Annotated in this window: 23 protein-coding genes and 1 riboswitch; of the genes, 12 read left to right on the top strand and 11 right to left on the bottom strand. The window is 73.4% G+C overall.

The window, feature by feature from the left end; all coding sequences use genetic code 11:
• Positions 1-36 precede the first annotated feature (36 nt).
• Together C5507_RS00850 and C5507_RS00845 are read left to right on the top strand one after the other, a co-directional pair.
• On the top strand, positions 37-2,289 hold the full coding sequence (locus C5507_RS00850) for a helicase-associated domain-containing protein (RefSeq protein WP_104526730.1): 2,253 nt from the start codon (positions 37-39) through the stop codon (positions 2,287-2,289).
• 46 nt (positions 2,290-2,335) lie between these two features.
• The gene (locus C5507_RS00845) at positions 2,336-2,653 is read left to right on the top strand and encodes a DUF1905 domain-containing protein (protein ID WP_104526633.1); all 318 of its coding nucleotides are present in this window, start codon (positions 2,336-2,338) and stop codon (positions 2,651-2,653) included.
• Here C5507_RS00845 and C5507_RS00840 read toward each other — a convergent pair.
• Positions 2,619-3,119, bottom strand: a complete 501-nt coding sequence (locus tag C5507_RS00840; protein WP_104526632.1) for a DUF1648 domain-containing protein — start codon at positions 3,117-3,119, stop codon at positions 2,619-2,621. The two genes, C5507_RS00845 and C5507_RS00840, sit on opposite strands and share 35 nt — an antisense overlap.
• A gap of 38 nt (positions 3,120-3,157) precedes the next feature.
• Between C5507_RS00840 and C5507_RS00835 the strand changes: the two genes are divergently transcribed.
• A complete protein-coding gene (locus tag C5507_RS00835) occupies positions 3,158-3,610 on the top strand; it encodes a PaaI family thioesterase (RefSeq protein ID WP_104526631.1) in 453 nt (150 codons plus the stop codon).
• Between the two features lie 15 nt (positions 3,611-3,625).
• Here the strand turns inward: C5507_RS00835 and C5507_RS00830 are convergent, their stop codons facing one another.
• A complete protein-coding gene (locus C5507_RS00830; RefSeq protein ID WP_104526630.1) occupies positions 3,626-4,117 on the bottom strand; it encodes an SRPBCC family protein in 492 nt (163 codons plus the stop codon).
• A 10-nt stretch (positions 4,118-4,127) separates the two neighbouring features.
• Positions 4,128-4,772, bottom strand: a complete 645-nt coding sequence (locus tag C5507_RS00825; RefSeq protein WP_104526629.1) for a TetR/AcrR family transcriptional regulator — start codon at positions 4,770-4,772, stop codon at positions 4,128-4,130.
• A 183-nt stretch (positions 4,773-4,955) separates the two neighbouring features.
• Between C5507_RS00825 and C5507_RS00820 the strand changes: the two genes are divergently transcribed.
• Both C5507_RS00820 and C5507_RS00815 read left to right on the top strand, forming a co-directional pair.
• Positions 4,956-6,641, top strand: a complete 1,686-nt coding sequence (locus C5507_RS00820) for a DNA repair helicase XPB (protein ID WP_104526628.1) — start codon at positions 4,956-4,958, stop codon at positions 6,639-6,641.
• A 58-nt stretch (positions 6,642-6,699) separates the two neighbouring features.
• Entirely contained in the window at positions 6,700-8,472 is a 1,773-nt protein-coding gene (locus tag C5507_RS00815; RefSeq protein ID WP_130504321.1) for a DUF3592 domain-containing protein, read from the top strand.
• Here the strand turns inward: C5507_RS00815 and C5507_RS22020 are convergent.
• Complete coding sequence (locus tag C5507_RS22020) at positions 8,469-8,864, bottom strand: PIN domain-containing protein (RefSeq protein ID WP_158657453.1); 396 nt, start codon at positions 8,862-8,864, stop codon at positions 8,469-8,471. The two genes, C5507_RS00815 and C5507_RS22020, sit on opposite strands and share 4 nt — an antisense overlap.
• A 335-nt stretch (positions 8,865-9,199) precedes the next feature.
• Between C5507_RS22020 and C5507_RS00805 the strand changes: the two genes are divergently transcribed.
• On the top strand, positions 9,200-10,951 hold the full coding sequence (locus tag C5507_RS00805; RefSeq protein WP_242611317.1) for a DEAD/DEAH box helicase: 1,752 nt from the start codon (positions 9,200-9,202) through the stop codon (positions 10,949-10,951).
• Positions 10,952-11,293: 342 nt separating this feature from the next.
• The gene (locus C5507_RS00800) at positions 11,294-11,539 is read left to right on the top strand and encodes a DUF6458 family protein (protein WP_207225904.1); all 246 of its coding nucleotides are present in this window, start codon (positions 11,294-11,296) and stop codon (positions 11,537-11,539) included.
• A gap of 287 nt (positions 11,540-11,826) precedes the next feature.
• On the opposite strand, the gene C5507_RS00795 is transcribed toward C5507_RS00800, so the two are convergent.
• Both C5507_RS00795 and C5507_RS00790 read right to left on the bottom strand, forming a co-directional pair.
• Complete coding sequence (locus C5507_RS00795; RefSeq protein ID WP_104526625.1) at positions 11,827-14,253, bottom strand: ATP-binding cassette domain-containing protein; 2,427 nt, start codon at positions 14,251-14,253, stop codon at positions 11,827-11,829.
• A gap of 41 nt (positions 14,254-14,294) precedes the next feature.
• Positions 14,295-15,035 carry a phospholipid scramblase-related protein gene (locus tag C5507_RS00790; RefSeq protein WP_104526624.1) on the bottom strand — a complete coding sequence of 247 codons (741 nt, stop codon included), beginning with the start codon at positions 15,033-15,035 and terminating at the stop codon, positions 14,295-14,297.
• Positions 15,036-15,098: 63 nt separating this feature from the next.
• Between C5507_RS00790 and C5507_RS00785 the strand changes: the two genes are divergently transcribed.
• Positions 15,099-16,370 (top strand): ArgE/DapE family deacylase, encoded by a 1,272-nt coding sequence (locus C5507_RS00785; protein WP_104526623.1) that lies wholly within the window; start codon positions 15,099-15,101, stop codon positions 16,368-16,370.
• On the top strand, positions 16,367-17,038 hold the full coding sequence (locus tag C5507_RS00780) for an HD domain-containing protein (RefSeq protein WP_104526622.1): 672 nt from the start codon (positions 16,367-16,369) through the stop codon (positions 17,036-17,038). Before C5507_RS00785 ends, C5507_RS00780 begins: the two co-directional genes overlap by 4 nt.
• On the opposite strand, the gene C5507_RS00775 is transcribed toward C5507_RS00780, so the two are convergent.
• Complete coding sequence (locus tag C5507_RS00775; RefSeq protein WP_104526621.1) at positions 16,974-17,255, bottom strand: DUF4031 domain-containing protein; 282 nt, start codon at positions 17,253-17,255, stop codon at positions 16,974-16,976. The two genes, C5507_RS00780 and C5507_RS00775, sit on opposite strands and share 65 nt — an antisense overlap.
• A 38-nt stretch (positions 17,256-17,293) precedes the next feature.
• Between C5507_RS00775 and C5507_RS00770 the strand changes: the two genes are divergently transcribed.
• Together C5507_RS00770 and C5507_RS00765 are read left to right on the top strand one after the other, a co-directional pair.
• A complete protein-coding gene (locus tag C5507_RS00770) occupies positions 17,294-18,289 on the top strand; it encodes a Gfo/Idh/MocA family protein (protein WP_104526620.1) in 996 nt (331 codons plus the stop codon).
• A gap of 100 nt (positions 18,290-18,389) precedes the next feature.
• Positions 18,390-19,043, top strand: coding sequence for a hypothetical protein (locus tag C5507_RS00765; RefSeq protein ID WP_104526619.1), 654 nt, complete (start codon positions 18,390-18,392; stop codon positions 19,041-19,043).
• Positions 19,044-19,088: 45 nt separating this feature from the next.
• Here the strand turns inward: C5507_RS00765 and C5507_RS00760 are convergent, their stop codons facing one another.
• From C5507_RS00760 to thrC, 4 genes are all read right to left on the bottom strand, one after another.
• Positions 19,089-19,871: a DUF72 domain-containing protein gene (locus C5507_RS00760; protein WP_104526618.1), complete on the bottom strand. Its 783-nt coding sequence runs from the start codon at positions 19,869-19,871 to the stop codon at positions 19,089-19,091.
• Between the two features lie 258 nt (positions 19,872-20,129).
• Positions 20,130-21,764 (bottom strand): chaperonin GroEL, encoded by a 1,635-nt coding sequence (groL, locus tag C5507_RS00755; protein WP_104526617.1) that lies wholly within the window; start codon positions 21,762-21,764, stop codon positions 20,130-20,132.
• Positions 21,765-22,047: 283 nt separating this feature from the next.
• Complete coding sequence (locus C5507_RS00750) at positions 22,048-22,248, bottom strand: cold-shock protein (protein ID WP_104526616.1); 201 nt, start codon at positions 22,246-22,248, stop codon at positions 22,048-22,050.
• Between the two features lie 196 nt (positions 22,249-22,444).
• The gene (gene thrC / locus C5507_RS00745) at positions 22,445-23,746 is read right to left on the bottom strand and encodes a threonine synthase (protein ID WP_104526615.1); all 1,302 of its coding nucleotides are present in this window, start codon (positions 23,744-23,746) and stop codon (positions 22,445-22,447) included.
• 12 nt (positions 23,747-23,758) lie between these two features.
• Positions 23,759-23,885: riboswitch (SAM riboswitch) on the bottom strand.
• A gap of 59 nt (positions 23,886-23,944) precedes the next feature.
• Here thrC and C5507_RS00740 point away from each other — a divergent pair.
• Positions 23,945-24,766, top strand: a complete 822-nt coding sequence (locus C5507_RS00740; protein WP_104526728.1) for an HAD family hydrolase — start codon at positions 23,945-23,947, stop codon at positions 24,764-24,766.
• The last annotated feature ends 5 nt before the right edge of the window (positions 24,767-24,771 follow it).

Below are 24,771 nucleotides of genomic sequence, written 5' to 3'. Positions count from 1 at the left end.
CAGCGTCGCCCGGCACGGCGACGTAGCGTGGACCGGATGCCCACGGAAGCCCCTGCGACGCTCGCCGCCTGGCTGCGCACCCGCAGCGACGAGCAGCTGAGCGCGTTGCTGGTGGCCCGGCCCGACATCGCCCGCCCCGCCCCCTCCGACGTCGTCGCGCTGGCCAGCCGCCTGGCGGTGCCGGTCTCGGTGGACCGCGCGCTCGACGAGCTCGACGCCGCCACCCTCCAGGTGCTCGACGTGGTGCTGCTCGCCCCCACCGACGGCATGGCCCCCGACGAGCTGATCGCGGCGCTGCCCGAGGTGCCCGACGACGTCCTGGCCGCGGCCGTGGACGCGCTCACCACCCGGGCGCTGCTGTGGGGCGACGACGTCCTGCACGCCCCCGACCCGGTCCGGCGGGCGGTCCGCCACCCCGCAGGGCTCGGCCGCCGCGCGCTGGACCTGCGGCTGCAGCTGCCCGCCGACCTGCCCGCGGCTCTGGCGGAGCTGGCGTCCGAGGAGCGCGAGGTGCTCGAGCGGCTGGCGGGCGACCGCCCGGTCGGGCACCTGCCCGACACCCCGGGCAACGGCGCGGGCTCCCCCGCCCGCCGGCTGCTGCAGCGCGGGATGCTCGCGCGCATCGACGCGCTCAACGTCGAGCTGCCCCGCGAGATCGGTCTGGCCCTGCGCGGCGACCTCCCGTACGGCCCGCCGCGGCGCCGTCCGGAGCCGGTGGTCGCCACCCGGGACCCGAAGGCCGTCGACCGCCAGTCCGCCGGCGCGGCCCTGGAGACCGTCGGGCGGATCGGTGAGCTGCTGACCCTCCTGGAGGACGAACCGGCCGGGCTGCTGCGCAGCGGCGGGGTGGGCGTCCGCGACCAGAAGCGGCTGGCCAAGGCGCTGCACGTGCCCGAGCCCGAGGCGGCCTGGCTGCTGGAGCTGGCGTTCGCGGGCGGCCTCCTGGACGTGGGCGGCCCGCATCGCGACGAGTGGCTGCCCACGCGCGGCTACGACGTCTGGCGGGAGCAGGACCTCGCCGACCGCTGGGCCGTGCTCGCGGCCGGCTGGCTGGGCAGCACGCGGTTGCCGTCGCTGGTGGGCGTGCGGGACCTCGCCGGGAAGTCGGGCAACCCGCTGTCGCCGGACCTGGTGCGGCACACCGCGCCGGCGATCCGCCGATCGGCGCTCGCCGTGCTGGCCGAGCTGCCGGCGGGCTCGGGCCTCGGCCCGGACGACGTCACCGCCCTGCTGCGCTGGCGCACCCCCCGCCGAGCCGATCGGCTGGCCCCGGTGCCCGACATGCTCGCCGAGGCGGCCCGGCTGGGCGTGCTCGTCTCCGGCGTGCTCTCCGCCGGCGGGCGCGGCCTGCTGACCGCCGGCGAGGACGGCGCCGCCGATGGCATGCGCGGACTGCTGCCCGAGCCGGTCGACCACGTGCTGGCGCAGCCGGACCTGTCGCTGATCGCCCCGGGACCGCTGGTCGCCGAGCTGGCCGACACGCTCGCCGTCGTCGCCGACGTGGAGTCCTCCGGGGGCGCGACGGTGTTCCGGGTGTCGGAGGGCAGCGTGCGACGGGCCCTGGACGTCGGCTGGTCGGCGTCGGAGCTGCACGACTTCTTCGCCAAGGCCTCCCGGACACCCGTGCCCCAGGCGCTGGACTACCTGGTCGACGACGTCGCCCGGCAGCACGGCCGGCTGCGGGTGGGCGCCATCGAGTCCTACGTGCGCTCCGACGACCACGGGTTGCTCTCCCAGGTGCTGAGCGACCGCCGGGCCGCGTCGGCCGAGCTGCGCCGGCTGGCGCCAGGTGTCCTGGTCAGCGGTCTGGGCGCCGACGAGGTGCTGACGGTGCTGCGCGAGGCCGGGTACGCGCCGGCCGGGGAGACCCCCGGGGGTGCGGTCCTCACCCGGCCGCCCGCCAGGCCGCGCGCCGCCGGGCGGCGCACCGGGCCGGAGCCCTCCCCCGCCGCGCGACCGCTGCGCACCGACGAGCTGGCGGCGGTGGTGCGGGAGATGCGCGCCGGGGACGCCGCGCTGGCGGCCCGCCGCGGCGAGGCGGTCCGCCAGGTGCCGGGGGTGACGACGGCGTCGACGCTGGAGCTGCTGTCGCGCGCGGTGCGCGAGGGCGTGCCCGTGTGGCTGGGCTACGTGGACGCCCAGGGCAGCGGCAGCCAGCGCGTGGTGCAGCCGGTGTCGCTGGTCGGCGGATTCCTGCAGGGCTACGACGAGCGGCGCGGGGAGAACCGAACGTTCGCCGTGCACCGGATCACCTCGGTGGCGCTGGTGGAGGCCGACGACGCGGGCTGACCGCGGGCACCGTTCCCCGTCGGTGGGACGCCCTACCGTGCCGCCCGTGACCGAGACGTTCACCGCCGTCCTCCGGGAGCACGTCGGCCCGGCCCCGTGGCACTTCCTCACCCTGCCGCCGGACCTCGCCGACGACGTGCGGGAGTCCGGTGCGGGCGCCCGCGTCGGGTTCGGCTCCGTGCGGGTCACGGTCACGGTGGGGAGCAGCACCTGGCAGACCTCGGTGTTCCCCGACGCACGCAGCGGCTCCTACCTGCTGCCGGTGAAGCAGCCGGTGCGGGTCGCCGAGGGCCTGCGGGCCGGTGACAGGGTACTGGTGGAGCTCACCGTCAGCCGGGACGCGGCACCGCGTAGCGGCGGGTGACCATCCAGACGGCCCGGGCGATGACGACGATCGAGTAGACGCCGATCGCCACCGGACCCTCCGGCCCCAGGCCGGGATCGGCCATGCCGGCCGTGCGCACCACCAGCACCTGGACGGCGGCGAGCAGCAGGAGCGTCGCTGCCCCGAACCACCACATGTCCTCGGCCAGGAGCCGCCGCAACCGGGCGAGGTGCTCCGGCCGCTTCCAGTGCTCGGGGTGCGGGACGGTGATGTGCTCGGCGGGGATCCGCGCGAGGAACCGCACCAGGCCCACGAAGAGGGCTGCGGCGCCCAGGCCGAGCGCAGCGAAGGTCACCAGCGCGGCGGTCCGGCTGCTCCAGGCGTCGACCTCGCCGCTGCCGCCGAAGTGGATCGGCACGCGCTCCGGCAGCCGGCGCAGCGCCCAGACCCAGGCTGCCGCGAAGAGCACCCCGGCACCGGCGAACCACCTCCGCGCGCTGCCCACGCCCCGAACCTGGCGGGCGGCTCCGGCATGCTGCCGGAGTGACGTCGAGCATCCAGGAGCGGCTCGTCCCGGAGCTCGGCTGCTTCGGCTGCGGGCCGGCCAACGACCGCGGTCTGCGGCTGCGCAGCTTTCCCGGCGACGACGGCGTGACGGCGTCGTTCACCCCGTGGCCGGAGCACGACAACGGTCTGGGTTACCTCAACGGCGGCATCATCTCCACGCTGCTGGACTGCCACAGCGCCGCCGCCGTGCTGCACGAGGCCGACCTGCGCGGCTACCCGACCCTCCCGGGTGCCGATCTGCCCTACGTCACCGCCGGGCTGGACGTCCGCTTCCTGCGGCCGGCGCCGCTGACGGAGCCGGTGTCCCTGCTCGCGGTTCTCATCGAGGCCGGGGAGTCGGAGATGACCGTCGACGTGCAGCTGCACTGGGACGGCAAGCCGCGCGCCACCGCGGTCGCGCACTGGAAGCGCTGGCGCCCGCGCAGCTGAGGGTGGACGGGGCGGTCACCGCGACGCAGCGGCGCCCGCTTCCGCCACCGCCTTCAGGCGGGCGAGCGTGGTCTCCATGCCCTGCCGCAACTCCGTCCGGCGGTTCCCCGCGCGGAAGATCCGCTCGATCACGAACCAGCCCACCCGGGTGACCGGGCGCTCGACCTCGTAGCTCTCGATCACGCGGGTCCCCCCGCCCTGCTCCTCCAGCCGGTACCGCCAGACCACGGTGCCCGCCATCGGCTCGGTGCGGGCGAAGGCGAACTCCCGGCCCGGGGCGGCCACCCGGACCACCGGACGGTTCTTCCAGGTGCGGCCGGCCGCCGTGGCGTTGACCGCCTCGAAGCGGGCGCCGACCGCGGCGCCGGTGGCGCCGTCGAGCCACCGGCAGCTCCGGATCTCCGGGCTGAACTCCGGCGTGCGGGTCACGTCGGCGATCAGGGCGTAGACCTGGTCGGGAGGGGCGTCGACCAGGGTGCTGACCTCGTCGCGGTCCAGTTGCTGCATCGTTCTCTCCTCACATCGTGGTGCCTGGCGGGTCGTAGGCGGACAGGAACAGGTCGATGGCGGTGCCGGTGAGCCGGCTGAAGGTGCCCTCGCCATAGGTCACGCCCGGCTGGTTGGCGAGCTGCTGGGAGATGAGACCGGACAGGACGACCGTGTAGAGGCGCACGGCGTCCTCCCCGTTCGCGGCCGGGGAGAGCTGGCCCAGACGCACCGCTTCGGCGAACTCCTCCTGGACGGTGGCCATGTCCTCGCGGCTGGGCTCGAACGTCTGCGGGGAGGGCTGGAAGCCCGGCACGGGCCGCCAGTGCAGCAGCTGCGCCAGGGCCGGGTGCTCCACCGCCCAGCGCACCACCGCCTCGCCTCCCGCCCGGATGCGCTGCGTTCCCCGCGGGACACCGACCAGCGCCGCCTGGACCGCGGCCTGCTCCTCGGCGAGACCGCGGGCGAAGAGCGCGTCGTACAGGGCGTTGCGGGAGGGGAAGTACTTGTAGAGCGAGGGGCCCCGGATGCCCAGCCGGCGGGCGACCTCCGACAGGCTCAGGGCCCCGGCGCCCTCCTCGGTCATCAGCGCGATGGCGTGGTCGAGGGCCTCCGCCCGCATCGCCGCGCGGCGCGACTCCACCCGGGACGACGGCGGGCTAGCGGGAGTAGCCATGGCTAGAGGGTGTAGCCGAACCGGTCCGGCGTCAAGGCCTCCTTGAGCGACGGCAGCGGTCGGCCGGCGGCTCGCCCGTCCGAGCCGCCGGACGACGGAAGGCACGGTCCTCCCGCCGCGTTACCGTGGACAGTCCGGCGCGCTCGCCCGCGCCGCAGTTCCCGAGCGAAGGATGCGTGCGCGTTGAGCGACGGCCCCCTGATCGTCCAGTCGGACAAGACCCTGCTGCTGGAGGTCGACCACCCGCTGGCCCGTGAGTGCCGCGCGGCGATCGCGCCGTTCGCCGAGCTGGAGCGCTCCCCCGAGCACGTGCACACCTACCGGGTGACGCCGCTGGCACTCTGGAACGCGCGCGCCGCCGGGCACGACGCGGAGCAGGTCGTCGACGCCCTCGTCCGCTACTCGCGCTACCCGGTGCCGCACGCACTGCTGGTCGACGTCGCCGACACGATGGACCGCTTCGGCCGGCTCACGCTGGCCAACAACCCGGTGCACGGGCTGGTGCTCACCAGCACCGATCGCGCGGTGCTGGAGGAGGTCATCCGGTCGAAGAAGGTCGCCCCCATGCTGGGCGAGCGCATCGACGCCGACTCCGTCGTCGTCCACCCCTCGGAGCGCGGCCGGCTCAAGCAGGCGCTGCTCAAGGTCGGCTGGCCGGCCGAGGACCTCGCCGGCTACGTCGACGGCACGGCGCACCCGATCGAGCTCGACCAGGCCGACTGGCAGCTGCGCGACTACCAGCAGGAGGCCGTCGAGGGCTTCTGGGCCGGCGGCTCGGGCGTCGTCGTCCTGCCCTGTGGTGCCGGGAAGACGCTGGTCGGCGCCGCGGCGATGGCCGAGGCCAAGGCGACCACGCTGATCCTGGTGACCAACACCGTCTCCGGGCGGCAGTGGAAGCGGGAGCTCATCGCCCGCACGACGCTGACCGAGGAGGAGATCGGCGAGTACTCCGGGGAGCGCAAGGAGATCCGGCCGGTCACCATCGCGACCTACCAGGTGATCACCACCCGCCGGAAGGGCGAGTACCGGCACCTGGACCTCTTCGACGCGCAGGACTGGGGCCTGATCGTCTACGACGAGGTGCACCTGCTGCCCGCGCCGATCTTCCGGCTGACCGCCGACCTGCAGTCCCGCCGCCGGCTCGGTCTCACCGCCACGCTGGTGCGCGAGGACGGGCGCGAGGACGACGTCTTCTCCCTCATCGGGCCCAAGCGGTACGACGCGCCCTGGAAGGACATCGAGGCGCAGGGCTACATCGCGCCGGCGGAGTGCATCGAGGTGCGGGTGGCGCTCGACGACGAGGAGCGGATGACCTACGCCGTCGCCGAGCCCGAGGAGCGGTACCGGATCGCGGCGACCGCGCAGTCGAAGCTGCCGGTCATCCGCCGCGTGCTGGAGCGCCACCCCGACGAGCAGAAGCTGGTCATCGGCGCCTACCTCGACCAGCTCGAGGCACTGGGTGAGGCGCTCGACGCCCCGGTGATCCAGGGGTCGACCACCAACAAGGAGCGCGAGCGCCTCTTCCAGGCGTTCCGCATCGGGGAGATCAAGACCCTCGTCGTCTCCAAGGTCGCGAACTTCTCCATCGACCTGCCCGAGGCCGCCGTCGCCGTCCAGGTGTCGGGCACGTTCGGGTCGCGGCAGGAGGAGGCGCAGCGGCTCGGCCGGGTGCTCCGCCCCAAGGCCGACGGCCGGCAGGCGCACTTCTACACGGTGATCAGCCGCGACACCCTGGACAGCGAGTACGCCGCCCACCGGCAGCGCTTCCTCGCAGAGCAGGGCTACGCATACACGATCGTCGACGCCGCCGACCTGGCCGGTCCGGGCGAGGTCAACGGCCCCGACTGGGTGGACGAGCCCGCCGACTGAGCGGTTCGACTGTCGCGCGCCACCACGGGTGCCGAAGGCCAGTGACGTGGAGACCTTCGTGACCGCGGTCGGAGGCTTGCTGGTCGGACTGGTCGTGCTGTTCTGCCAGAGCTGGTGGCAGCGGCGGCGGGCGACGGCGCGTCGCGCGGAGCTCGACCGAGGCGGCGGCGCGACGATGCGGGCGCACCTCGCCCTCCCGGGCCACCGTGCGAGGGCGGGGCAGGTGGCCCTCGCCCCCGGGCACGCGGTCTGGGCGGCCAGGTGGGGTGGCCGACGGGTGGACCTGGCGGGTGCGGACGTCCTGTCCAGGGCGATGGCGATCGATTTATCCAGCGGCCCCGACGACGTCGTTCTCCGCCTACGGCTGACCGACGGTCGGGTCGTCTCCCTGACGCTGAGCGAGCACGACGCCGACGTGCTCACCGACTGCCTCCCCACGTTGCCCGCGGCCACCCGGACCTGGCCGGGCACCGCGCCGAAGGCCGGGCACTCGTGGTGGGCCTGGCTGCTCCTGGGCGTGAGCGGGCTGTGGATCGCCTTCTGCCTGTGCATGTACGTCACCGGCTACTCCGCCACGGTCACGGTCCTGGGCGGTGACGGCGAGGGCTTCTGCGACGTCGTGTGGGAGGACCCCGACGGGATCGAACGCAGCGGCGAGGCGGACTGCTACGACGAGCCCGCCGGCAGCCGGTTCGACGTCCGGGTCACCGGCTGGCCGGACCCGGGCGATCCCACGACGGGGGGCACGTACGTGGGCATCGCCCTGATGTTCGGGCTCCCGCCGGCACTCGTGGGCGGTCTCCGTCTCCGCCACCTGAGCAGCCGCCGGAGGGCGTGGGCCGCGTCGGAGGAGCCGCCCGCTCCCGCCGTGCCGGCGTCTCCCCCGCCCCCGCTCACCACAGCCGACCTCGTACCGCGACCCGGGGAGCAGCCGGCGGCGCTCCTCGCCCGGCTCGCGCCCCACGCCCGCCGCCAGGTCCCGACGGAAGGCTGGGAGGACGCCCGCCGTCCCAGTGGTGCCCGCTCGACCGTCCGCCCGATGTCCGTGCTCGCCGGCTTGGCGTGGCCGGTCGGGCTGGTGGTCTTCGTCGTGGCGGTGATGTGGCCAGTGCCTGCGCAGGGGTACGCGCTGGCCACGGGACCCACGGTGAGCACCCAGGCGACGAGCACCGGGGAACGCGCCTTCGACTCCTTCGGTCCCGTCCCCGGCATGGTCACCGTGCGCTTCCGCGACACCCAGGGGCGTGTCCGGGAGACCGATGTCGCCGTCGACCACGGGTTGGCGAAGGGCACGGAGGCGGGCATCGAGTACTCCCGGTCCGACCCATCGGCCGCGCGACTGAGCGGGGACGACGACGCGTTCGACCGGGCTGCGGCCCTCAGCGCGGCCGGGCTCGTGGTCGGGGTGCTGTGGGCAGGAGGCCTCGGCCTGTGGTTCCGGCGTCGCGGGCGGGCCGTCCGCAGCGCCCGCACCGTCGCCTCGCGGCCGGCACTCGGACTGCTCACCGCCGACTTCGTCGGGCACCCCGTCGTGCTGGCCGTCGACCCGGTCGTCGCCCCCGTCACGTTCGTCGCCGTGCCGGTGCAGCTGCCGTTGCCCCAGGGCACCGTCGCTCGGTTCCTGGAGTCCTCGACGCCGCAGCTGTCGGCGCGGGGAGCCCTGCGCGCCGGGGAGCTGGTCGTCCTCCAGGTCGAGGGGGCCGGCGGGCCCATGCTGCCCACGGGACGGGCCGCCGAGCTGCCCCTCGCAGCGGTGCGCGACCTGCTGGACAGTGCCGGCGCGCCGGCTCGGCACGACTCGTGGGAGCCGCTGGACCGGTCGGCACCCTAGGCCGACAGCTGCTCCACGGTCCCGAGCGGCACGATGCCCTCGGCCCGGGCTCGGACGGCCTCGTCGACGGTGACGAACAGGTCGGCCTGCAGCCGGGTCACGGCCAGGTACTCGGCATCCTGCGTCTCCATGCCGCGCTCGCGGGCGATCTGCCAGGCGACCCGGCGGGAGACGCGGTCGCCGAGCAGCCGGACCTTGATCCCGGTCAGGACCTCGTGCCTCCGCAGCGCCTCGGTCTCGGTCAGCTCACCCTGTCGGACGGCGTCGAAGAGCAGCGCGAGCGCCTGCGAGCGGAGCAGCTGCGGGGCGACCAGCTGATGGCCGGCAGCGACCTCCACCCCCTCGGCGACGAGGTGCAGCAGCGTGGGTGCGTCGATCCCGAACCGCGTCATGCGGCGGACCGTAGCGGCGCCGGCGGACCTGCCTCGTTGCTCCGGGCGCGGCGCCCGCGGCGATACGGCCCCGACCCCTCCGTTCCCACCCGCCGCAGGGAGCAGGAGGCGCCTGTGAAAGCCGGGACCGACGGGGCGTGACGAGGCGTTCCGTCCACACATGAGGATTCCCACACCGGCCCTGCCGCTCCCGCGCATTCCCAGCTCAGCGGCGGTATGGCGGTCCGCCATACGTGGCGGCGGGCGAGGCACGCGGCAGGCGGCCGGTTGGGCGTGTCGTCTCCGCGCCAGCGAAGATGGGTCCCGACATGGGGAGTGCATTGCGAGCGGAGACCTTGAGCCCGCAGACGACCGGCCGACCGCTCCGAGCGTGGCAGCAGACCGCGCTCAGCCAGTACGAGGAGAGCTCCCCCAAGGACTTCCTGGTCACCGCTACGCCGGGCGCCGGAAAGACGACCTTCGCCCTGACGCTGGCCGCCCGGCTGCTGTCGAGGCGCGAGGTCGCCCGCGTCGTCGTCGTCTGCCCGACCGACCACCTCCGGCTGCAGTGGGCCGAGGCGGCCGACCGGATGGGCATCGTCCTCGATCCCAACCTGACCAACGCCGTCGGACCCGTCCGCGCCGGCACCCAGGGCTACGTGACCACCTATGCGCAGGTGGCCGGCAAGCCGATGCTGCACGCGGCACGGTCCACGGCGGTCAAGTCGCTGGTGATCCTCGACGAGGTCCACCACGCCGGTGACGGTCTCTCCTGGGGCGAGGCGGTCGAGGAGGCCTACGGCATGGCCGCCCGCCGGCTGTGCCTGACCGGGACGCCGTTCCGCACCAAGCCCGACGAGCGCATCCCCTTCGTCCGGTACGAGGAGGACACCTTCGAGGGCGAGGCGGGCGGCCTGGTCAGCCGCGCCGACTACACCTACGGCTACAAGGAGGCGCTGGCCGACAACGTCGTCCGCCCGGTCGTCTTCGCCGCCTACACCGGCACCTCGCGCTGGCGGAACTCCGCCGGTGACGTCGTCGCCGCATCGCTGTCGGAGGCCGGCACCAAGTCGGTGGAGATGCAGGCCTGGCGTACCGCGCTGGACCCCAAGGGCCAGTGGGTGCCGCACGTCATCGCCGCGATGGACGACCGGATCACGCACCTGCGGGAGGAGGGCGGCATGCCCGACGCCGCCGGCCTGATCCTCGCCAGCGACCAGGACGACGCCCGGGCCTACGCCAAGATCGTCCGCCGGGTCACGGGCAAGCCCGCCGAGCTGATCCTCTCCGACGACCCGAAGGCGTCGAAGAAGATCGAGCGCTTCGCCACCGGGTCGGCCCGGATCGCCGTCTGCGTCCGCATGATCTCCGAGGGCGTCGACGTCCCGCGGGCCGCCGTCCTGGCCTGGATGACCTCCTACCGGACGCCGTTGTTCTTCGCCCAGGCCGTCGGCCGCGTCGTCCGGTCCCGGGCCACGCACGAGTCGGCCACCGTGTTCCTCCCCGCCGTCCGCCCGCTGCTCGCGCTGGCCGCCTCCATGGAGGAGCAGCGCAACCACGTCATGCCCCCGCCGCGGACCCAGCCCGACGAGGAGCTGGAGGCGCTCGACCTGCCGCCGCGGGAGCCGCGCGAGGGCGAGATGAAGCAGTGGGAGGCACTGGAGGCCGACGCACGGTTCGCGCACGTCCTGCACAGCGGCACCGCGCACACCGGAGAGGGCTCCGGCGCCACGGTGGTCGTCGGCGAGGAGGAAGAGGAGTTCCTGGGCATCCCGGGGCTGCTCACCCCGGCGCAGACGGCGGAGCTGCTGGCCAAGCGGGACGACGAGCTGCGGCTGCGGATCGCTGCCAGCCACCGGGCCGACGACGGCGACTTCATGCTGGTCGAGGACCACCCGGACGAGGACGACGCCGGCCGCTCGTGGCGCGACGCCGCCGAGCTGCGCCGGGAGATCAACAAGCTCGTGAACCGGGTCGCGGCACGCACCTCGCAGCCGCAAGCCGTGGTGCACACCCAGCTGCGCCAGTCCGTGCCCGGGCCGCCGTCGGCGTCCGCATCGGTCGACGTGCTGCGCGCCCGCCGGGAGCGCCTCCGCACGATGCTCTGACGACGGCGCCGGCCGAGTGAGCAGTTCCGGTTGCTCGTCTCGGCGCGTCCAGCCGTGTCGGCGCCGACAACTGCACATTCGGCCGCGGCGCCCGACCGGCAGGGGCGACCGCTGACGGATCCGGCCTCAAGCGGTCGGCAGCAGGCTGCGGGTGGCGGCCATGGCGACGGCATCGGGCGATCGCGGTCCTGACGCCGGTGTCCGCGTCTGAGGCCCCTCGGGCCCCACCCGTTCGGGGGATCTCGCGCCCTGAGGGGGTTCGCGGCAGGCCGTGCGGGACACCGCTGCATCCGCGGCGACAGCCGCCGGTTCGTGCTGCGGACCGCGAGGAAGGAGTTCGCCATGCGACTCGGAACCGCCATCGTGCTGCTCGCGCTCGGCGCGATCCTGACCTTCGCCCTCCGGGTGGACGTCAGCGGCGTGGACCTCCAGGTGGTCGGCTGGATCCTGATGATCGTCGGCGCCCTGGGCATCGTCCTGGAGCTCGCCGTCTGGGGTCCCCGCCAGCGCCGGGTGACCCGCACCGACGCCTACGGGGATGCCGACGGTGCGCCCGTCCGCCGGAGCACCACCGAAGAGCGCTACTGAGGGCTGCGCCCTCGGGCGCACCCCCGGTACGAACGCACGAGAGCCCCCGCCCTGACGGCGGGGGCTCTCGTCACGTCAGGTCCGGACCGGATGACGGCCGCCTCGCGGCGGAGAGCACAACACGGCTCCAGGCCCCCGACCGAGGTCGGGGCGGTAGTCCGTGAAGGCGGTAACCAAATGGCACCCGGGGGCACGATGCACCCGGCCCGGACATCACCGAGGCTACCCCCGCGACGACGACGATGCCGCCCCAGCCGCCCCGGCGATCCGCACCGCGACCCCTCTCCTCAGCCGCCCACGTAGGCCGCGAGGTGCTGGCCGGTGAGCGTCGACCGGGCGGCGACCAGGCCGGCCGGCGTGCCCTCGAAGACCACCCGGCCACCGTCGTGCCCGGCTCCCGGCCCCAGGTCGATGATCCAGTCGGCGTGTGCCATGACCGCCTGGTGGTGCTCGATGACGATGACCGACTTGCCGGAGTCCACCAATCGGTCGAGCAGGCCGAGCAGGTTCTCCACGTCGGCGAGGTGCAGCCCGGTCGTGGGCTCGTCGAGGACGTAGACGTCGCCCTTCTCCGCCATCTGGGTGGCCAGCTTCAGCCGCTGCCGCTCGCCGCCGGAGAGGGTGGTGAGCGGCTGGCCGAGGGTGAGGTACCCGAGGCCGACGTCGGCCAGCCGTTCCAGGATCGCGTGCGCCGCCGGCGTGCGTGCGTCGCCGTCGCCGAAGAAGTCGCGGGCCTCGGCGACCGGCAGCGCGAGCACCTCGGCGATGTTCTTCCCGCCGAACGTGTACTCCAGCACCGACGCCTGGAACCGCCTCCCCCCGCACTCCTCGCACGGGGACTCGACGGTGGCCATGACGCCGAGCTCGGTGTAGATGACGCCGGCGCCGTTGCAGGTGGGGCAGGCGCCCTCGGAGTTGGAGCTGAAGAGGGCCGGCTTGACGCCGTTGGCCTTCGCGAACGCCTTGCGGATCGGCTCGAGCAGCCCGGTGTACGTGGCCGGGTTGCTGCGCCGGGAGCCCTTGATCGCCCCCTGGTCGACCGTCACGACCCCGTCCCGGCCGACGACGGACCCCGTGCTGATGCTTCCCTTCGCTCCGCAAGCGTCGCGAACGAGCGAGCTCTTTCCCGATCCGGCCACACCGGTCAGCACGCACAGCACCCCGAGCGGGATGTCGACGTCCACGTCCTGCAGGTTGTGCGTCGACGCGCCGCGGACCTCCAGCGCGCCGGAGGACGACCGCACCGACCGCTTGAGGTGCGCCCGGTCGTCGAGGTGGCGGCCGGTCACGGTGTCGCTCGCCCGCAACGCCTCCACGGTGCCCTGGAAGCAGACCATCCCGCCTTCCGTCCCGGCGCCCGGACCGAGGTCGACGACGTGGTCGGCGATGGCGATGGTCTCCGGCTTGTGCTCGACGACCAGCACGGTGTTGCCCTTGTCGCGCAGCTGGAGCAGCAGGCCGTTCATCCGCTCGATGTCGTGCGGGTGCAGCCCGATCGTGGGCTCGTCGAAGACGTAGGTGACGTCGGTCAGCGACGAGCCGAGGTGGCGGATCATCTTGGTGCGCTGCGCCTCTCCCCCGGACAGCGTGCCCGCCGGCCGGTCGAGGGAGAGGTAGCCCAGCCCGATCTCGGAGAAAGAGTCGAGCAGGTGCTGCAGCCCGGTGAGCAGCGGGGCGACCGATGGCTCCTCCAGCGCCCGGACCCAGTCCGCGAGGTCGCTGATCTGCATCGCGCAGAGGTCGGCGATGTTCTTGCCCCCGATCCGCGACGACCTGGCCTCCGGGGTGAGCCGGGTGCCGTCGCACTCGGGGCAGGTCTGGAACGTGATCACCCGCTCGACGAAGCGCCGCACGTGCGGCTGCATCGCCTCGACGTCCTTGGACAGCATCGACTTCTGGACCTTCGGGATCACGCCCTCGTAGGTAAGGTTGACGCCCTCGACCTTGATCTTGGTCGGCTCCTTGTAGAGGAGGGCGTCCATCTCCTTCTTCGTGTACGTCCCGATCGGCTTGTCCAGGTCGAGGCCGATGCCCTGGAACAGGCGGCCGTACCACCCGTCCATGCTGTAGCCCGGGACCATCAGCCCGCCTTCGTTCAGCGACTTCGAGGCGTCGTACAGCGCGGTGAGGTCGAAGTCGGAGACCGAACCCATGCCCTCGCACCGCGGGCACATGCCGCCGAGGTAGACGACGTCGCGGACGACGTTCTTCTCGACCCGGCCGCCGGACTTCTCGGTGCTCATCACCCCGCTGGCCTTGCGCGTCGGGACGTTGAAGGAGAACGCGGTGGGCGGGCCGATCTGCGGCTGCCCGAGCCGGCTGAACAGGATGCGCAGCATCGCGTTGGCGTCGGTGGCCGTGCCGACGGTGGAGCGGGGATTGGCGCCCATGCGTTCCTGGTCGACGATGATCGCCGTCGTCAGGCCTTCCAGGAGGTCGACCTCCGGCCGGGCCAGGTTGGGCATGAAGCCCTGCACGAAGGCGCTGTACGTCTCGTTGATCATCCGCTGGGACTCCGCGGCGATCGTCCCGAAGACCAGCGAGCTCTTGCCCGAGCCGGAGACGCCGGTGAACACCGTCAGCCGGCGCTTCGGGAGCTCGACGCTGATGTCCTTGAGGTTGTTCTCCCGCGCGCCGAGGACCCGGATCAGGTCGTGGCGGTCGGCGGGATGCAGCTCGGGCGCCTGCGTGCCCGTCTCCGTGGCCGTGCTCATCGGGTCTCCCATCGCCGGCGGTGAGGTCTGCGTCGAACGGGTCAGTTGAAGCCGCGGTCATCCTGCTTGAGCGCGGTGTCCACGGTGAGCGCGGACGCGATGACCATGCTGGCGAGCGGTTCGGGCAGGCGGTAGTGCACGAGGACGACGTACCGGTCCGCGGTGGTGAACATCGTGCGGGCCAGGCCCTCCCACTTCTTCGTGATGCGGGCGACCTCCGTGCCGGCCGCGTCGACGACGGCGAAGTCCCAGGCCCGCCAGTTCTCCGCCTGGATCGCCCCGATCACCTGGTCGCCCACCACGAGGTCGAACCGGATCCTGCCGAAGACGTTGGCCTGCACGATCTCGCCGAGCGGGGTGCCGTCGGGCCGCTCCACGACGACCCGCGACTTCATGACCTTCGCCGGGCGGGTGAGCACCAGCACCGGCCCGCGGGCGTCGCGGACCTCCAGCCGGTGGGTGAGGAACTGGTCGAGCTGGGTGAAGAGGCGGACCGCCTTCTTCGCCGTGCTCTGCCCCACCTGGACGACGGCGCCGATCTGCGCCCCCTGGCCGTCGAGGACCGCGTACTCGTTGGTCAGCTCGATCAGCTTCGTCTTCTGCGAGACGAGGAGCACCGGCTGGTCGTAGAGCGAGGGGCCCGCGGGCACCTGCTGGGCGGGCGCCGGCGGCGGACCCGCCTGCTGCAGGTGCTCGGTCCAGCCCTGGCCGTCCCACCAGCGCGCGCTCGGGCCGCCGGCCGGATCGGGGTACCAGCCGGGGGGCGGCGGAGGTCGGGTCACGGGCGACAAGCTAGCGCCCCGGGGCGACAGATCCGGCCGCCGAGTCGTGCCAGACTCCGCCGCATGGCCGACCGCACCCCCGTCGAGGCCCGCGTGCTCTCCGCCGTCGACGAGCAGTGGGCGGTGGACCGGCTGCGCGAGCTGGTCGCCGTCCCGTCGGTGGGCGGCACCGCCGCCGAGAGCGAGGTGCAGCACCTGCTCGCCGGCCGGCTCGCCGAGCTCGGCTGCGACGTCGACCTGTGGCCGATCGACCTCGCGGAGGCGGCGACCGCGCCCGACGCTCCCGGCCAGGAGGTCGGGCGCACCGAGGCCTGGGGCGTCGTCGGCACCGTGCCCGGGGACGACGACGGCCGGCCCGCGCTGATCCTCTCCGGCCACACCGACGTCGTCCCGCCCGGCGACCGCGCGCTGTGGGACGGCGACCCGTTCGTCCCCCGAATCGCCGGCGGTGCGCTGCACGGGCGCGGCGCCTGCGACATGAAGGCCGGCGTGGCCGCCGCACTCGCCGCGCTGCACGCCCTGCGGACGGCGGGGGTCCGGCTGGTCCGGCCGCTCGCGCTGCACGGCGTCGTCGGCGAGGAGGACGGCGGGCTGGGCGCCTGGGCCACGCTGCGCCGCGGCCACACCGGCGACCTCTGCGTCATCCCCGAGCCCACCGACCGTGCCGTGGTCACCGCGCACGCCGGCGCGCTCACGTTCCGGCTCGAGATCACCGGGCACGCCGCGCACGCGGCCATGCGCGACCGCGGCGTCAGCGCGATCGAGCTGTTCGGCCACGTGCACGCGGGACTGCAGGCCTTCGAGGCCGAGCGGCAGCGGGACGCCGACCCCCGGTTCGGCGAGGCGCGCTTCCCCTACGGGATCTCGATCGGCCGCGTGCAGGCCGGCGACTGGGCGAGCTCGGTGCCCGACCGGCTGGTCGCCGAGGGGCGCTACGGCGTGCGCCTGGGCGAGCCGCTGGAGACGGCGCGGGCGGCGCTGGAGCAGCGGCTGGCCGCGATCTGCGACGCCCACCCCTGGCTGGCCGGCCACCCGGTGCGGCTGTCCTGGACCGGCGGCACGTTCGCCAGCGGTCAGCTGGAGGGCGGGCATCCGCTGCTGCCCGCCGTCCGGGCGGCCGTGACCGACGCCGGGGGCGCACCGCCGGCCGAGCGCGCGCTGGCCGCCGGCACGGACCTGCGGCTGTACGCCGCCGCCGGCATCCCGACGCTGCACTACGGCCCGGGGGACCTGAACCTGGCGCACGGGCCGCAGGAGTCGGTGCCCGTCGCGGAACTGGTCACCGCGGCGCGTGCCTTCGCCCTGCTCGCCCTCCGCACCTGCGGTGCCCGATGAGCACCCTCGTGGGCTTCGACGCCTGGGCCGAGCTCGCCGGCGACTCCCCCACCTCGCGCACCGAGTGGGCCGCCGTCGTCGCCGCCTGGAGCGAGCCGCACCGCCGGTACCACGACCTCGCCCACCTGGCCGCCGTCCTCGGGATGGCCGGCCGGCTCGCTGCCGGGGCGCCCGATCCCGACGCCGTCCGGCTGGCCGCCTGGTACCACGACGTCGTCTACGACCCGCAGCGCCCGGACAACGAGCAGGTCAGCGCCGCGCGGGCCCGCGCCGGCCTGCGCGGCCTGGTGTCCGACGAGCGGGTCGAGGAAGTGGTCCGGCTGGTGCTGCTCACCGCCTCGCACGACCCCGCCCCCGACGACCGCAACGGCGCGGCCCTGTGCGACGCCGACCTGGCCGTGCTCGCCGGCCCGCCGGAGGCCTACGCCGCCTACGCCTCGGCGATCCGAGCGGAGTACGGGCACCTCTCCGACGAGGAGTTCACCGCCGGCCGGATCGCCGTCCTGGAGCAGCTGCTGGCCCTCCCGCGGCTGTACCGGCTCCCCGACGTCGCCGGCTGGGAGCCACGCGCCCGGGCGAACCTGGCCGCCGAGCTGGCGCTGCTCAGGTCGCGCGCTGCGGCGGGCGGGGCTTCCGGGAACGCAACCCCGCCGCCATCAGCCGGCTGAGCAGCTCCCGGGAGCCGACCGGCTGCGCCCCCGCCGCGACGGCGATCTCGTACAGGTCCTCGGGGATGTCGTAGTGGTCGCCCTGGAACGCCCGCCGCGGGATGCCCAGCTCGGCGGCGACGAAGGCGTGCAGCTCGTCGTAGGACACGTCGCTGACCAGGTGCGACCACCTCCGCCCGCGCCACGGCCACACGGGGGTGTCGATCAGCACGGCCACGCAGGGCAGTCTGCCGGGCCGCGACTAGCGTCTGCCGGGTGAGCGCAGAGATCCGCTGGGGAGTCGTCGGACCGGGCCGCATCGCCGAGAACGTGGTGCGCGACTTCCCGCACGTCCCCGCTGCGCGGCCGGTCGCCGTCGCCTCCCGCTCGCAGGCACGCGCCGACGCCTTCGCCGCCCGCCACGGGCTGGACCGGGCGCACGGCTCCTACGCGGGGATCATCGCCGACCCGGACGTCGACGTGCTCTACATCGCCACGCCGCACCCGCAGCACCACGCGATCGCGCTGGCCGCGCTGCGGGCCGGCAAGGCGCTGCTGGTGGAGAAGGCCTTCACCGCCACCACCGCGGGGGCGGTGGAGGTGGTCGAGCAGGCCCGGCGCAGCGGCGTCTTCACCATGGAGGCGATGTGGACCCGGTTCCAGCCGGCCGTCGTCGCCGTCCGCGAGCTGATCGCCGACGGCGCGATCGGGGAGGTCCGCTCGATGCAGGTCGACCTCGGCGTCAGCCGCCAGTACGACCCCGTGGACCGGCTCTTCGCCATGGAGCTCGGCGGCGGTGCGCTGCTCGACCTCGGCGTCTACGTGGTGTCCTTCGCCCAGATGCTGCTCGGAACGCCGGAACGCGTCGTCGCCACCGGATCGCTGTTCCCCAGCGGTGCCGACGCGGAGGCCGCCCTGCTGCTCGAGTACGGCGACGGCCGCTCGGCGACCCTGCTGACGTCGCTGCGCAACGCCCTGCCCGGGCAGGCCCGCATCTTCGGCACCACGGGGTGGATCGACGTCCTGCCGCGCTTCCACCACCCGCAGACGTTCGTGCTGCACCGTGCCGGCGCCGAGCCCGAGGAGATCACCCGCCGTCCGGTGGGTGCCGGGTACGCGCACGAGCTGGTCGAGGTGACCGAGTGCCTGCGGGCCGGCCGCACCGAGAGCGCCGTCATGCCGCTGGCCGACACCCTCGCCGTCCAGGACGTGCTGGGGCGCGCCGCCGAGCAGCTGGGCGTGCGGCACCGCGAGGCGATCGACGTCCTCTGATGGGTGATCCCCGCCCGGCGGACTTCAGGGTTCCCCCGGCCCTGCCGATATCCGAGCGACGAGCCGCATCGGCGGCCCATGTTCGGAGGGAACACGATCCATGGCTCTTCTCGAAGGTCTGGCCGCTGTCATCGCCAAGGTCGCCGGCGCCAGCACCGCAGCGCAGGTGGCGACCGGGCTGGGCATCGCGACCGCCGGGATCACCGGGGCCGGCGCTGCCGGCGCCCTGCCCGAGCCGGTGCAGGACGTCGTCGCTCAGAGCGTGGAGACGGTGTCCCCCTTCGATCTGCCGGACTCGAGCGACTCGTCCTCCGACGACGCCATCGAGACCGACGACTCGGGCATCGACGGCCCCGGTGACGACGCGGCAGGCGATGCAGCCGACGACAGCACCGAGGACTCGACCGGCGACCGCGGCCTGGACAACGCCCTCGAGCACGCCGACGAGCACGCCCAGGAGGCGCTGCTGAAGGCGCAGGAGCGCCAGGCCACGAAGGACGCCGAGAAGGCCACCCGGGACGCCGCAAAGGACGCCGAGAAGGCTGCCCGCGACGCCGCCAAGGAGCAGGAGAAGGCCGCCCGCGAGGCCGAGAAGGCCGCACGGGAAGCAGCCGATGAGGCCCGGGAGGACGCCGAGGAGGCAGCCGAGCAGGCTCGGGAGGCCGCCGAGGAGGCAGCCGAGCAGGCCCGGGAGGACGCCGAGGAGGCCGCTGAGCAGGCCCGCAAGGACGCGGGGAAGCCCGAGGACGACTGACCCCCTCGACGGTCGGGTCCCGGACGGGCCCGGCCGTCGATCGGATCAGGGCGCCGACCAGGCCACCCCGGTCGCCTGGTCGGCGGTGGGCACACGGGTCGGCGTGAGGCCCGCCCGGCGGACGGCGTCGGCGAACACCACGGCGTCGATGACCGCGTTGCAGCCCGGATCGTTGTTGAAGTAGACGAGCACGTCCTCCTCGCCGTACGTCGCGGCGATGCGATCGGCCCACAGCTGCAGGGTGCCGGGGCGGTAGCCCCACCCCTCGAAGCCGTGGTGGAAGCGCAGGTAGCCCCAGTCGGTCGTGCGCCAGAGCGGGGCGACCGGCTGCTCGTCGCGGTCGGCCCAGCACAGCGCTGCCCCGTAGCGCTCCAGCAGCGCCCGGACGTCGTCGGTCCACCACGACTCGTGCCGCGGCTCCACCGCCACCCGCGCCCCGGCCGGGAACTGCGCCAGGCAGTCACGCAGCAGCTCGGCGTCGGCCTTCAGCGTGGGCGGGAGCTGCAGCAGGATCGTGTCCAGCTTGGTGCCCAACCCCGCCGCGCGCTCCATCAGCCGGCCGACCGGCTCCTCCGGTTCGCGCAGCCGCTTGATGTGGGTGAGGAAGCGGCTGGCCTTGACCGACCACCGGAAGTCGTCGGGGGTGCGGTCCTTCCACTTCACGAAAGTCTCGCGCTCGGGCAGCCGGTAGAAGGCGTTGTTGCTCTCCACCGTGGCGAAGTGCTGGACGTAGTGCTCCAGCCACAGGCGCTGGGCGAGCTCCTGCGGGTAGAAGGCGCCCCGCCAGTCGCGGTACTGCCAGCCCGAGGTCCCGATGATCACCGCCACGGCAGCCGCCTACCCTGCGCTGTCATGGCTGACGCGCATCCCGGGGCCCACTCACCCGCCCGGTTCAAGGACCCGCGGAACCCCGACTTCGGGGAAGTAGGGGTTTGGACGACGTCCCAGAGCCCTGGTTCCCCGAAGTAGGGCTCTGCGGGATCCCGCGGAGCCGGCCACCCCAGGAACGCCGACAGGGACGGTCCGCTGGAGAGCGGACCGCCCCTGCCGGGCAGTGCTGGTGTCACATGGTGCAGGGAGCCGGACTCAGAAGTCCATGCCGCCCATGCCACCCATGTCGCCGCCGCCGGCGGCAGCCGCAGAGGCCTTCTCCGGCTTGTCGGCGATGACGGCCTCGGTGGTGAGGAAGAGCGCCGCGATGGAGGCGGCGTTCTGCAGCGCCGAGCGGGTCACCTTGGCGGGGTCGATGATCCCGGCGGCGACCAGGTCCACGTACTCGCCGGTGGCGGCGTTGAGGCCCCAGCCGGTGTCCGAGTTGCGGACCTTCTCCGCCACGACGCCGCCCTCGAGGCCGGCGTTGATGGCGATCTGCTTCAGCGGCGCCTCGAGCGCGACGCGCACGATGTTCGCGCCGGTGGCCTCGTCACCCTCGAGCTCGAGCTTCTCGAACGCGACGGCGGCGGCCTGCGCGAGAGCGACGCCACCACCGGCGACGATGCCCTCCTCGACGGCGGCCTTGGCGTTGCGCACCGCGTCCTCGATGCGGTGCTTGCGCTCCTTGAGCTCGACCTCGGTCGCGGCACCGGCCTTGATGACGGCGACGCCACCGGCGAGCTTGGCCAGGCGCTCCTGGAGCTTCTCGCGGTCGTAGTCGGAGTCCGACTTCTCGATCTCGGCGCGGATCTGGTTGACGCGACCCTGGATCTGGTCGGCGTCACCGGCACCCTCGACGATCGTGGTCTCGTCCTTGGTGACGACGACCTTGCGGGCGCGGCCCAGCAGCTCGACGCCGGCGCTCTCGAGCTTGAGGCCGACCTCCTCGCTGATGACCTGGCCACCGGTGAGGATGGCGATGTCGCCGAGCATGGCCTTGCGACGGTCACCGAAGCCCGGGGCCTTGACGGCGACGGACTTGAAGGTGCCACGGATCTTGTTCACGACCAGGGTCGCGAGGGCCTCGCCCTCGACGTCCTCGGCGATGATGGCCAGGGACTTGCCGCCCTGCATGACCTTCTCCAGCAGCGGGAGCAGGTCCTTGACCGAGCTGATCTTCGAGTTCACGACGAGCACGTACGGGTCGTCGAGGACGGCCTCCATGCGCTCGGCGTCGGTCACGAAGTAGGGCGAGATGTAGCCCTTGTCGAAGCGCATGCCCTCGGTGAGCTCGAGCTCGAGGCCGAAGGTGTTGCTCTCCTCGACGGTGATGACACCTTCCTTGCCGACCTTGTCCATGGCCTCGGCGATGAGCTCACCGATGGCGGGGTCAGCGGCGGAGATCGAGGCGGTGGCCGCGATCTGCTCCTTGGTCTCGACGTCCTTGGCGGTCGAGAGGAGGTACTCCGAGACCGCGGCGACGGCCTTCTCGATGCCCTTCTTCAGGGCCATCGGATTCGCGCCGGCGGCGACGTTGCGCAGACCCTCGCGCACGAGCGCCTGGGCCAGCACGGTGGCGGTGGTGGTGCCGTCACCCGCGACGTCGTCGGTCTTCTTGGCGACCTCCTTGACGAGCTCGGCCCCGATCTTCTCCCACGGGTCCTCGAGCTCGATCTCCTTGGCGATGCTCACACCATCGTTGGTGATGGTGGGCGCGCCCCACTTCTTCTCAAGAACGACGTTCCGGCCACGGGGGCCGAGGGTCACCTTGACGGCGTCGGCGAGGATGTTCATGCCTCGCTCGAGGCCGCGGCGCGCCTCTTCGTTGAACGCGATCATCTTGGCCATGTGGTGATGTCCTCCGAGCATGGATCGCTGCACGGCCGGGTGGGTGCCCGCGACGGACGACACCGGGTGACACGGACTCCCTTGCGTCCGCGCGCCGGCGCCTCACCGTTCCGACCTGATTGGCACTCGGGAGCCCCGAGTGCCAGAAACGAGTTTGGCACTCGACCCCTGCGAGTGCAAGAACGGGGTTCCGGAAGCGACGCTCCGGGGTGACATGCGGACCCCGCGACATGCGCCGAGGCCCGGCCCCCGAACGGGGACCGGGCCTCGGGACGTGCCGGGGTCAGGCCGCGGTGACGCCGTCGGCCTGAGGGCCCTTGGCGCCCTGGACGACCTCGAAGGTGACCCGCTGGCCCTCTTCCAGGCTCTTGTACCCGTCCATCTGGATGGCCGAGTAGTGGACGAAGACGTCCTGGCCGCCGTCGACGGCGATGAAGCCGAAGCCCTTCTCGGCGTTGAACCACTTCACGGTGCCCTGTGCCACGTGTGCTCCCACGTTTCGTGCGTACGGACGGTCCCTCTGGATCGGGGAACCGGGTCTAGCTCTTCCGCCCGTTCGGACACGAACATGGAACTGGAACCGCGCGAGAAGGTACAACAGAAAAGACCTGGTGGAGCGACAACTTCGCCGGATCGATACCCGGATCGGGCTACGCGTCGGCGTCCGGTGGGTCCGGGTGTCAGCCGATCAGGCCCGCCGCCCGGACCGACTTGAGCGACGGGTCGACCCGGTGCGTGGGCCCGACGACGGGCAGCAGCGGGTCGAGCGTCTTCAGGCCCTCACCGGTGTTGAGGACGACGGTCTCCTTCGCCGGGTCCAGCCGGCCGTCGCCCACCAGCTGCCGCAGGACGGCGACGGTGACGCCACCGGCGGTCTCGGCGAAGACGCCGGTGGTGCGGGCCAGGTCGCGGATGCCCTGGACGATCTCCTCGTCACCGACCCGGCCCACCGCGCCACCGGTGCGCCGGATCGCGTCCAGGGCGTACGGGCCGTCGGCGGGGTTGCCGATGCTCAGCGACTTGGCGATGCCGAACGGCTTGACCGGCTTGACGACGTCCCAGCCGTTGTCGAACGCCGTGGCGATCGGGTCGCAGCCGGCCGACTGGGCGCCGAAGATCGTCCACTCGGTCGCCTCGACGATCCCGGCGGCGGTCAGCTCGCGGAATGCCTTGTCCACCTTGGTCAGCAGGGAGCCCGACGCCATCGGGATGACGACCTGGGCCGGGATGCGCCAGCCGAGCTGCTCGGCGATCTCGTAGCCCATCGTCTTGGAGCCCTCGGCGTAGTAGGGGCGCACGTTCTGGTTGACGAAGGCGGTGTCCTCGAACTCGTCGGTCTCCGCGAGCTCGCTGGTCAGCCGGTTGACGTCGTCGTAGGAGCCGTCGACGGCGACCAGCGTCTGCCCGTAGACCGCCGACTGCACGATCTTGCCGGGCTCCAGGTCCGACGGGACGAACACGAACGACGGCAGGCCCATGCGGGCGGCGTGCGCGGCCACCGAGTTCGCCAGGTTGCCCGTGGAGGCGGCGGCGATCTTGGTGTAGCCGAGCTTCTTGGCCGCGGTGGCGGCCAGGCTGACCACGCGGTCCTTGAACGAGTGCGTGGGGTTGGCCGAGTCGTCCTTGACCCACAGCCCACCGGTGAGCCCGAGCTCCTCGGCGAGCCGGTCGGCGCGGACCAGGGGCGTCATGCCCGGGTCGAGCGACACCCGGCCGGCCGGGTCCTGCCCGACCGGGAGGAGGGCGGCGTAGCGCCAGATGTTCTGCGGCCCGGCTTCGATCTGCTCGCGGGTGACGGCCTTCATCAGCTCGGGGTCGTAGTCGACCTCCAGCGGGCCGAAGCACTCGGCGCAGGCGTGCTCGGCGACGAGACCGAACGTGGCCCCGCAGTTGCGGCAGACGAGGCCGCGGGCCGGACACGGAGGAACGGGACCACCGGCGGACGAGTCGGCCTGGGCGGAACCGGGAGCGGTGAGAGTCATACGACGACTACCTCCTCATCTTCCCCGCGTCGGGCCGTCGAGCCGCGCGGGACGGAATTGGCACCTCCCGCTGCGCGAGCGCAGTCGGCGGTTGCCGGGGCTTCATCGGGCCGTGTCCCTCTGCCCCTCTGGATGAGTGAACGCCACGAATCGTACCCAGTGCCGCGCGCCGGGCTGACGACGGCCAGGATGTGGCACGTGGCAGCGCGCGTCGTCTACACCGACCTCGACGGCACGATGGTCGGCCCACGGGGCTCCTTCTGGCACACGGCGGGTCGCGAGCTGACCGACGGCCCGGCCGGCGCGCTGCTGGATCTGCACCGGGCCGGGGTGGCGTTGGTACTGGTCAGCGGGCGCACGTACGAGCAGGTCATCGAGGCCGCGCGCATCTTCGCCGCCGACGGCGCGATCGCCGAGCTGGGCGCCACGATCGGCTGGGGCGCCGGCATCACGCCGCACCGGCTGCGCGGCGAGCTGCCCGAGCGGTACGGCGACCGGACGCCGATGGCGGTGATGGCCGAGCTCGGCGTCGTCGAGGAGCTGATCGCCGCGCACGCCGGCCGGCTGGAGTGGCACGCCCCGTGGCACGCCACCCACGACACCGACGCGCTGCTGCGCGGGCGGGTCGACCCGCTGTCGGTCGACGCCTGGCTGGCCGAGCAGGGAGTGGGCTGGCTGACCATCAAGGACAACGGCGCCATCCCGGGGTCGCCCCGGTTCGGGCTGGACGACGACCCGCTCCCCCCGCGGGTCTACCACCTGATGCCGCGCGGCATCTCCAAGGGCGCCGCGATCGCCTGGGACCTGGAGCGCAGAGGCCTCTCCCCCGACGACGCGATCGCCATCGGCGACAGCGTCAGCGACCTGGACATGGCGCCCGCCGTCGGCCGGCTGTGGATCACCGCCAACGGTGCCGCCGTCGACGGCATGACCGGCCTCATGGACGCCGTTCCCAACGTGACCGTCACCGACGCCGCGATGGGCGAAGGCTGGACCCAGGCCATCAAGGCGTCTCTGTAGACGGG

The sequence above is a fragment of the Blastococcus saxobsidens genome (assembly GCF_002938435.1).
In the GTDB taxonomy this organism is placed as follows: domain Bacteria; phylum Actinomycetota; class Actinomycetes; order Mycobacteriales; family Geodermatophilaceae; genus Blastococcus; species Blastococcus saxobsidens.
This window is presented reverse-complemented; position numbering and strand designations above follow the sequence as displayed.

Coding starts and splice junctions, on each gene's coding strand:
- C5507_RS00850 (WP_104526730.1), top strand. CDS start 37: ATGCCCACGGAAGCCCCTGCGACGCTCGCCGCCTGGCTGCGCACCCGC.
- C5507_RS00830 (WP_104526630.1), bottom strand. CDS start 4,117: ATGCAGCAACTGGACCGCGACGAGGTCAGCACCCTGGTCGACGCCCCT.
- C5507_RS00825 (WP_104526629.1), bottom strand. CDS start 4,772: ATGGCTACTCCCGCTAGCCCGCCGTCGTCCCGGGTGGAGTCGCGCCGC.
- C5507_RS22020 (WP_158657453.1), bottom strand. CDS start 8,864: ATGACGCGGTTCGGGATCGACGCACCCACGCTGCTGCACCTCGTCGCC.
- C5507_RS00800 (WP_207225904.1), top strand. CDS start 11,294: ATGCGACTCGGAACCGCCATCGTGCTGCTCGCGCTCGGCGCGATCCTG.
- C5507_RS00795 (WP_104526625.1), bottom strand. CDS start 14,253: ATGAGCACGGCCACGGAGACGGGCACGCAGGCGCCCGAGCTGCATCCC.
- C5507_RS00785 (WP_104526623.1), top strand. CDS start 15,099: ATGGCCGACCGCACCCCCGTCGAGGCCCGCGTGCTCTCCGCCGTCGAC.
- C5507_RS00780 (WP_104526622.1), top strand. CDS start 16,367: ATGAGCACCCTCGTGGGCTTCGACGCCTGGGCCGAGCTCGCCGGCGAC.
- C5507_RS00765 (WP_104526619.1), top strand. CDS start 18,390: ATGGCTCTTCTCGAAGGTCTGGCCGCTGTCATCGCCAAGGTCGCCGGC.
- groL (WP_104526617.1), bottom strand. CDS start 21,764: ATGGCCAAGATGATCGCGTTCAACGAAGAGGCGCGCCGCGGCCTCGAG.
- thrC (WP_104526615.1), bottom strand. CDS start 23,746: ATGACTCTCACCGCTCCCGGTTCCGCCCAGGCCGACTCGTCCGCCGGT.